Source organism: Gracilibacillus saliphilus (assembly GCF_010994085.1).
In the GTDB taxonomy this organism is placed as follows: domain Bacteria; phylum Bacillota; class Bacilli; order Bacillales; family Amphibacillaceae; genus Gracilibacillus; species Gracilibacillus lacisalsi.
In genome coordinates this window covers 1-7,276 of record NZ_WJEB01000028.1, presented here as the reverse complement: position 1 = coordinate 7,276, position 7,276 = coordinate 1, and the positions used below count along the sequence as shown (strand labels likewise).

The following is a 7,276-nucleotide window of genomic DNA, read 5'->3' as shown; positions in this document are numbered from 1 at the left end:
AGCAAGTAACTAAATGATTGGGGATGAGGAGGATTCCCCTCTCAAATCTAGCACCCTATATTTTTTATGCTTTCTTTTGTTTATAAGAATATTTGTGATTAAAAGAAAGCATAAAAACTATGAAACTTAATAGGAATTTGTAATTAGCGAGGAGGATTTCAAAATGAAAAAAATAATAATAGGGTTTCTTGGAATAGTATTAGCAACAGCTGTAATAGGTTGTAGCACAGATGATACTAATGAGGAGAACTCGAAAGATAGTGAGCCAATAAATGAAAATGATACGAATCAAGAAAAAGGCTTAAACGAAGGGCAAGAAGAGGATAGTGAGAATGAATCAAATCAGGAGCTGGATCAAAATGAGAATGATGAGAACCATTTAAGCTTAGGAGAAACAGGTACAGTAGAAAGTGTTGTAGGCGATTATGAAGTAACAGTTAATTCCTTTGAATACATGGATGAAATAGAAGGAGAAAGTTCAAACAAAGAATTCTTTATTGTAGTAGATTATACCGTTAAGAACATTGGAACAGAGAAGATTAATGGTGAGGATATTTATGGTGCAGATTTATTTGATGAAAATGGTTCTAGAGGGGGGAATATTTCCTTTTTTGAATCGGTTAATATGTTGGAAGGAACGATTGATGTAAATGAAGCTAAAAGTGGGGAATTATTATTTGATGGAAGAGAGTCGGAGTATTATGATCTTGTATTCAATTTTGGAGCACTAGAATCAAATGCAACCAGATTAACTTGGCGACTTAACGCAGATGAGGCAAGTAATTAAGGAAAGGGTTCTGAGCGGATTGTCCCCTCTCAACCTACCAATCTACATTTTTATGCTTTCTTTTGTGCATAAAAACCTTGTAAATAAAGGAAAGCATAAAACTTGGTATGACTACATGAGCTAAGAAAGATTAGAATTAGACGGTTGTTAAACGGCCATTTTTCAATAAGAAGAGAAGCGAATTTTTCATACTAACCATAAGGAGACATGAAAATGAAAAAAGTATTGATATTATGTTTGTGGATTTTTTTGGCGCTAACTGTTGTGGCATGTAATTCAGACGAGGAAAGCGAAAAACAGAAAGTTAATGAGAATACTGATGAAAAAACTACTGAAGAAGAAGGTTCCAATGAATCAGTTGACCCTGAAGGAGAAAAAAAAGAAGAGGATGAGCAGACGTCTCAAGATGAAGAAAGCAGTAATGAAATTCTTGGTTTAGGTGATACTGGAACAGTAGAAGGTATCTTAGGAAATTATGAAGTAACTGTAACTAGCTTTCAAATTTTAGATGAATTTGAAGACGAGCAACCTCTTCGTGAAAAGTTTATTTTAGTAAATTTTGAAGTAACAAATATTGGTGAAGAAATTGTTGTTGGAGAGGATATCTATAGAGCTAGGTTGTATGATGATAGCGATTTGAGTAAAGAAAATACTAGTTATTTTGAATCAGTGAATACTTTGGATGAAGATATAGAGGAAGGAGAGAGTATGGAGGCACAAATGATTTTTGATTTAAATGAGTCAGAATACTATGAATTGGTATTCAACCATGGAGCCTCAGAGTCAAACGTAACTGTACTTACATGGAGATTCGATGCAGAAGAAGCAAGTAATTAAGTGAGAAAGGTATGAGGGGGATTATCCCCTGTCAACCTCTCCATCTATATTTTTATGTTTTCTTTTGTCTATAAAAATCTTGTGAACAAAGGTAAGCATAAAACAAATTGAACTTTAAAAGACTCTATACATAAGTAAGGAGAGAAAAAATGAAAAAAATCATATTTGCGTTAGTAGTAATGGTACTAGTGGCAACTGTAATAGGCTGTAGCTCAGGGGATACGGAAGAAGAAGTGAATGATACTGATAATGATTCAACCAATCAAGAAGAAACAACTGAGGAGGACTCTAATCAGGAAAGTAATAGTGAAGAAGAGAGTGGTGAATCGACAGAACAAGAATCCCAAGGAGAAAACGATAGTGATGAAATTTTAAGCTTGGGGGAAACTGGTAAGGTCGAAAGTACAATAGGTGATTACGAATTAACAGTTGAAAGTTTCGAGATTTTAGAAACAATTGAGGGAGAAGAACCTTTAAGGGAAAATTTTATTCTTGTGGATTTTGAAGTCACAATTACAGGTGATGAAACAATCGAATGATCAGATATATATACTGCTAGGTTGTTTAGTGAGGAATTAAGTAAAGAAAACACATCTCATTATGAATCCATTGATTTATTAGATCAGACACTAGAAAGTGGTGACAGTGCAACTGCACAATTTTTATTTGATGTACGAGAATCGGATAGCTATGATTTGGTGCTGAATCATGGATTATCAGGAGTTGCAACAGAAATAACTTGGCGATTTAGCGCAGATGAAGCAAGCAATTAATGATAAAGTAAGGGGGAGTATTGTCCATCTCTATAAAACAAGCAGAAGTGAAAGAATTATAAATGTCTTGTATTTTGAGGTGAAAGATAAATCAGGTAATGTAAAACAATTAACTGTTGAATTTATACTTGACCTTACGCCGCCTCAAGTTATCTTTGATGGAGTAGAAAAAGAAGGGGAATATTTTGGGCCTGTAGATCTATCTGTTCGTTTAGAAGATCCCCAAGATACTATCCAATCGATTACAGTAAATGGTGAATTATATGAGGGTGAAGTATCTGAAGAGGATGGTGAAGATGTTGTACATTTAAGCTTCTCAGAAGTTAATGAATATCAAGTAGAAGTAATGGCTTATGATGAAGCTGGTAATGAAGTAACAGAAGAAATACCATTCAGCATATTAGAAGAAAGTGTTTTAAGTCAAGTATATACAAACAAACCATTGCTTGTTTATACGATTGTCGGTGTTCTCGTTGTGATAGTTGCAGGGGTTGCTGTTGCAATAATACGTTCGAGAAACACGAAAGAAAAGTTAACAGAAGATAAAATGAATAAAGAAGAATAATTAGGTAGGCCTGTAGATGTTGTGAATTTCTGCAGGCCTTTTTCTATAGGAGGGTATCTCCTGTATTACATGCACATTAAATTTTTATAAAAACTGTTTAAATTTATGTAAAGGCTTACACATCAGTTTGTGATACATTTATAACCAAGCAAGATAAAAAACGCATATTTGAAAGGGGTTACAATTATGAAGAAGTTTAGTTTCTTAGCAATTTTCTTTAGTCTTATTTTATTTTTAGCTGCCTGTGGTAGCGATGATACTTCAGGTGGAAATTCAGATGATGGTGGAGAGTCTGCAGATGGCGGTTTAATTGGTGTAGCAATGCCGACAAAATCTTCTCAACGATGGGTTGATGATGGCAATAACATGGTAGAACAACTGGAAGCATTAGGTTTTGAAACAGATTTACAATATGCAGAAGATGACGTAGACAAGCAAATCGAGCAAATTGAAAATATGATTGTAAAAGGAGCAGAGGCACTTGTTATAGCATCGATTGATGGTACTGCTCTTACTGATGTATTAGAACAAGCCAATGAACAAGGTATCGAAGTTGTCTCTTATGACCGACTAATCATGGAATCTCCTCATGTTTCCTATTATGCGACATTTGATAACTTTCAAGTAGGTGTATTGCAAGCCTCATACATCGAAGAAGCACTTGATTTAGAGAACGAAGAAGGACCATTCAATATTGAATTATTCAGTGGTTCCCCAGATGATAATAATGCTTACTTCTTTTGGGATGGCGCGTTGAGTGTACTACAACCGTATATTGATGAAGGTAAATTAGTTATTCAAAGTGAACAAACAGAATTTGAACAAGCAGCAACCATGCGTTGGGATGGTAACACTGCGAAATCCCGTATGGAGAATATCCTTAGCAGTTCCTATTCAGGAGACGAAACAGTAGATGCAGTATTATCTCCTTATGATGGTATTAGCCGTGGTGTTATCCAAGCACTTAAAGGTGTAGGTTACGGTTCTGATGACCTTCCATTACCAGTTATTTCTGGTCAGGATGCAGAATTAGCTTCTATTAAATCAATTATTGCTGGTGAGCAGACGCAAACAGTATTTAAAGATACGCGTGATTTAGCTGCCGTAGCAGTTGATATGACAGAAGCCATTCTAAACGGTGAAGAAGCAGAAGTGAATGACACAGAAACTTATGATAATAACGAAAAAGTCGTTCCTACGTATCTTGTAGAGCCTATCTCTGTAGATATTGATAATTACCAAGAAGTTGTCATTGATAGTGGTTACTACTCTGAAGACGAGTTAGAATAAGCCAGATCATAAAGAAATGAATTAGTGGTGGTCTGAGGTCACCACTAATTCAATGTTATAGAGCGATTAAAGGTGGTGGAGCTAATGTCTGATTATATACTGGAAATGCGTGAAATTACGAAAACATTCCCCGGTGTAAAAGCTTTAGATAATGTTAATTTGCAAGTGAAACAGGGAGAAATACATGCATTAGTCGGAGAAAATGGTGCAGGAAAATCAACATTAATGAAAGTTTTAAGTGGTGTTTATCCATATGGATCCTATGATGGATCTATTTATTTTGAAGGACAGGAATGCCAATTTAAAAATATTAAGCAAAGTGAGAATTTAGGGATTGTTATTATCCACCAGGAATTAGCGTTAAGTCCTTATCTATCTATTGCTGAAAATATTTTTCTTGGTAATGAACGTCAATCTAACAAAATTATGAAATGGCAAAATACGTTCTCAGAGTCAAAAAAATTATTAGAACGTGTAGGCCTAAAAGATTCTCCAGAAACACCTGTAATGGATATCGGTGTAGGGAAGCAACAACTGGTGGAAATTGCTAAAGCTTTATCGAAAAATGTGAAACTGCTTATTCTAGATGAGCCTACCGCAGCGTTGAACGAAACAGATAGTGAGAATTTACTGAAATTACTATTAGAGTTAAAACACCAAGGAGTATCCTCGATATTAATCTCTCATAAATTAAATGAAGTATCCTATGTATCTAATTCTATTACGGTACTACGTGATGGGAAATCAATTGAAACATTAGATGCTAAGGAAGAAGAAGTGTCAGAAGAACGAATTATCAAGGGAATGGTTGGCCGAGAGTTAACAAGTAGGTTCCCTGATCGTCATCCTAATATTGGTAAGACTATATTGGAAGTAAAGAACTGGAATGTATATCATCCACAACAACAAGATCGCAAAATCATCGATAACGTCAGTTTTCATGTTAAAAAAGGTGAAATTGTAGGTATTGCTGGATTAATGGGGGCTGGCCGAACAGAGCTAGCAATGAGCATTTTTGGAAAATCATATGGTAAGAAAATCAGTGGTGAATTATATAAAGATGGAAAACAAATTGAAGCCAATACAGTAAGTAAAGCGATCGAAAATGGCATTGCATACGTTTCTGAAGATCGTAAGACATATGGCTTGAATTTAATTGATGATATAAAACGTAATATTACATTATCCAATTTGCAGAGAATTTCCAAATCAAGTGTTATCGATGAAAATAAAGAAGTAATCGAATCACAGTCCTTACGAGAACGATTAAACATTAAGACCCCAACCCTTAAACAAGTGGCAGGTAATTTGAGTGGGGGTAACCAGCAAAAAGTAGTCCTCAGTAAATGGATCTTTACAGAACCTGATATTCTGATTTTGGATGAACCAACACGAGGTATTGATGTTGGGGCAAAATTTGAAATCTATACTCAGATTAACGAGTTAGCACAGCAAGGCTTAGCAGTTATTGTTATTTCTTCGGAATTGCCAGAAGTATTAGGGCTATCTGACAGAATTTATGTAATGAATGAAGGGCGCTTGACAGGTGAATTGGATAAAGACGAAGCAGATCAAGAGAGTGTCATGCGTTATATGACTGGAACAGGGGGGACTCGCAATGCAGACGTTAATTAATTTATTTAAAAATAATCTAAGAGAATACGGTATGATTATAGCACTTGTATTGATCACGGGACTATTTTGGTTTTTAACAGAGGGGGTTAATTTTACTCCCCTAAACTTAACCAACCTAATTTTACAAAATGGTTTTATTCTTGTATTAGCTGTTGGGATGGTTCTAGTAATTATTACTGGTAACATTGATCTATCAGTAGGTTCAGTTGTTGCGTTTATCGGAGCCGTTGCTGGTGTACTTATCATTAATATGAATGTTCCTGTTTGGCTTGCAATAATTATTTCTATTATAGCAGGAGCTTTGATTGGTGTATGGCAAGGTTTTTGGATCTCATATGTTGGGATACCATCCTTTATTGTAACTTTGGCAGGAATGCTCGTATTTAGAGGACTAACATTATGGTTATTAGATGGGCAATCTTTAGCACCGTTTCCTGACTCATTTCAGAGTATAAGTAGTGGATTTATTCCTGATTTATTTGGTGGAGCGAATCTACACATTTTTACAATCGTGTTGTCTGTCATTATATCATTGATATTGGTCTACTTAGAATTTAATAAAAGAAGAACGCAATTGCAATACAATTTTGAAGTACCACCTATATGGACCACTATTGTAAAATTGGCATTATTATTACTTGCGATTAATTGGTTTGCCTATCAATTAGCACAAAATAAAGGGATCCCAACGGTACTTGTCATTGTAATTGTTCTTATTGTACTTTACACATTTATTATGAAGAACACTGTAATGGGTCGTCACATTTATGCTACTGGTGGTAATAAAAAGGCGGCAGACTTATCTGGGATAAAAACAAAACGAGTTGTATTTTGGGTATTTGTAAACAATGGTGTACTTGCTGCTTTAGCAGGGTTAATGTTTGCCGCCCGACTAAATTCAGCAACCCCGGCAGCTGGTAACATGCTCGAACTTGATGCGATTGCAGCTGTGTTTATCGGTGGTGCATCCATGGCCGGAGGTGTTGGTACTGTAATCGGTGCGATCGTCGGTGGTCTTGTAATGGGTGTAATGAACAATGGTATGTCACTAATCGGTATCGGTATCGACTGGCAACAATTTATTAAAGGTTTAGTATTACTAATTGCCGTCGGTTTTGATGTATATAATAAAAATAAAAATTAAGAGTAATAAATAAATGCTCGCCTTAAGGGGTGGGCATTTTTATTATGTCAATTAATCAAAAATGTAGGCTTTTTATATCAAACTGGTTTAAAAATGTAACCTGTTTATTGGTAGAATGAAGACAATCCATCAGTCAAAAAGAATTGATTGATGGATTGTCTTTTTTCATAATATAGGAAAGTATAAAATCCGCGGTATCAACGCATTTGTAAGCAGAGTAGCCATTTTGAAATAGTTTGTACAGG

Annotated in this window: 8 protein-coding genes; all 8 read left to right on the top strand. The window is 35.2% G+C overall.

Annotated elements, in window-relative coordinates:
- Positions 1-163 precede the first annotated feature (163 nt).
- The 8 genes from GHT08_RS15990 to mmsB all read left to right on the top strand — a co-directional run bounded on the left by GHT08_RS15990 (position 164) and on the right by mmsB (position 7,031).
- The gene (locus tag GHT08_RS15990; RefSeq protein WP_163582479.1) at positions 164-787 is read left to right on the top strand and encodes a DUF4352 domain-containing protein; all 624 of its coding nucleotides are present in this window, start codon (positions 164-166) and stop codon (positions 785-787) included.
- A gap of 213 nt (positions 788-1,000) precedes the next feature.
- Positions 1,001-1,624 carry a DUF4352 domain-containing protein gene (locus GHT08_RS15985; protein WP_163582478.1) on the top strand — a complete coding sequence of 208 codons (624 nt, stop codon included), beginning with the start codon at positions 1,001-1,003 and terminating at the stop codon, positions 1,622-1,624.
- 149 nt (positions 1,625-1,773) lie between these two features.
- Positions 1,774-2,163, top strand: coding sequence for a hypothetical protein (locus GHT08_RS15980; protein WP_163582477.1), 390 nt, complete (start codon positions 1,774-1,776; stop codon positions 2,161-2,163).
- Between the two features lie 21 nt (positions 2,164-2,184).
- A complete protein-coding gene (locus GHT08_RS15975) occupies positions 2,185-2,397 on the top strand; it encodes a hypothetical protein (RefSeq protein WP_163582476.1) in 213 nt (70 codons plus the stop codon).
- Entirely contained in the window at positions 2,381-2,962 is a 582-nt protein-coding gene (locus GHT08_RS15970; RefSeq protein ID WP_163582475.1) for a hypothetical protein, read from the top strand. The genes GHT08_RS15975 and GHT08_RS15970 overlap by 17 nt, the downstream gene beginning before the upstream one ends.
- A 186-nt stretch (positions 2,963-3,148) precedes the next feature.
- Positions 3,149-4,252: a multiple monosaccharide ABC transporter substrate-binding protein gene (gene chvE, locus GHT08_RS15965; RefSeq protein WP_163582474.1), complete on the top strand. Its 1,104-nt coding sequence runs from the start codon at positions 3,149-3,151 to the stop codon at positions 4,250-4,252.
- Positions 4,253-4,336: 84 nt separating this feature from the next.
- Positions 4,337-5,887 carry a multiple monosaccharide ABC transporter ATP-binding protein gene (gene mmsA / locus GHT08_RS15960; RefSeq protein ID WP_163582473.1) on the top strand — a complete coding sequence of 517 codons (1,551 nt, stop codon included), beginning with the start codon at positions 4,337-4,339 and terminating at the stop codon, positions 5,885-5,887.
- A complete protein-coding gene (gene mmsB / locus GHT08_RS15955; protein WP_163582472.1) occupies positions 5,871-7,031 on the top strand; it encodes a multiple monosaccharide ABC transporter permease in 1,161 nt (386 codons plus the stop codon). Before mmsA ends, mmsB begins: the two co-directional genes overlap by 17 nt.
- The last annotated feature ends 245 nt before the right edge of the window (positions 7,032-7,276 follow it).

What these genes read in the sequence shown, in the direction of transcription:
- GHT08_RS15990 (WP_163582479.1), top strand. Translation starts at nt 164, where the DNA reads ATGAAAAAAATAATAATAGGGTTTCTTGGAATAGTATTAGCAACAGCT.
- GHT08_RS15985 (WP_163582478.1), top strand. Translation starts at nt 1,001, where the DNA reads ATGAAAAAAGTATTGATATTATGTTTGTGGATTTTTTTGGCGCTAACT.
- GHT08_RS15980 (WP_163582477.1), top strand. Translation starts at nt 1,774, where the DNA reads ATGAAAAAAATCATATTTGCGTTAGTAGTAATGGTACTAGTGGCAACT.
- GHT08_RS15970 (WP_163582475.1), top strand. Translation starts at nt 2,381, where the DNA reads ATGAAGCAAGCAATTAATGATAAAGTAAGGGGGAGTATTGTCCATCTC.
- chvE (WP_163582474.1), top strand. Translation starts at nt 3,149, where the DNA reads ATGAAGAAGTTTAGTTTCTTAGCAATTTTCTTTAGTCTTATTTTATTT.
- mmsA (WP_163582473.1), top strand. Translation starts at nt 4,337, where the DNA reads ATGTCTGATTATATACTGGAAATGCGTGAAATTACGAAAACATTCCCC.
- mmsB (WP_163582472.1), top strand. Translation starts at nt 5,871, where the DNA reads ATGCAGACGTTAATTAATTTATTTAAAAATAATCTAAGAGAATACGGT.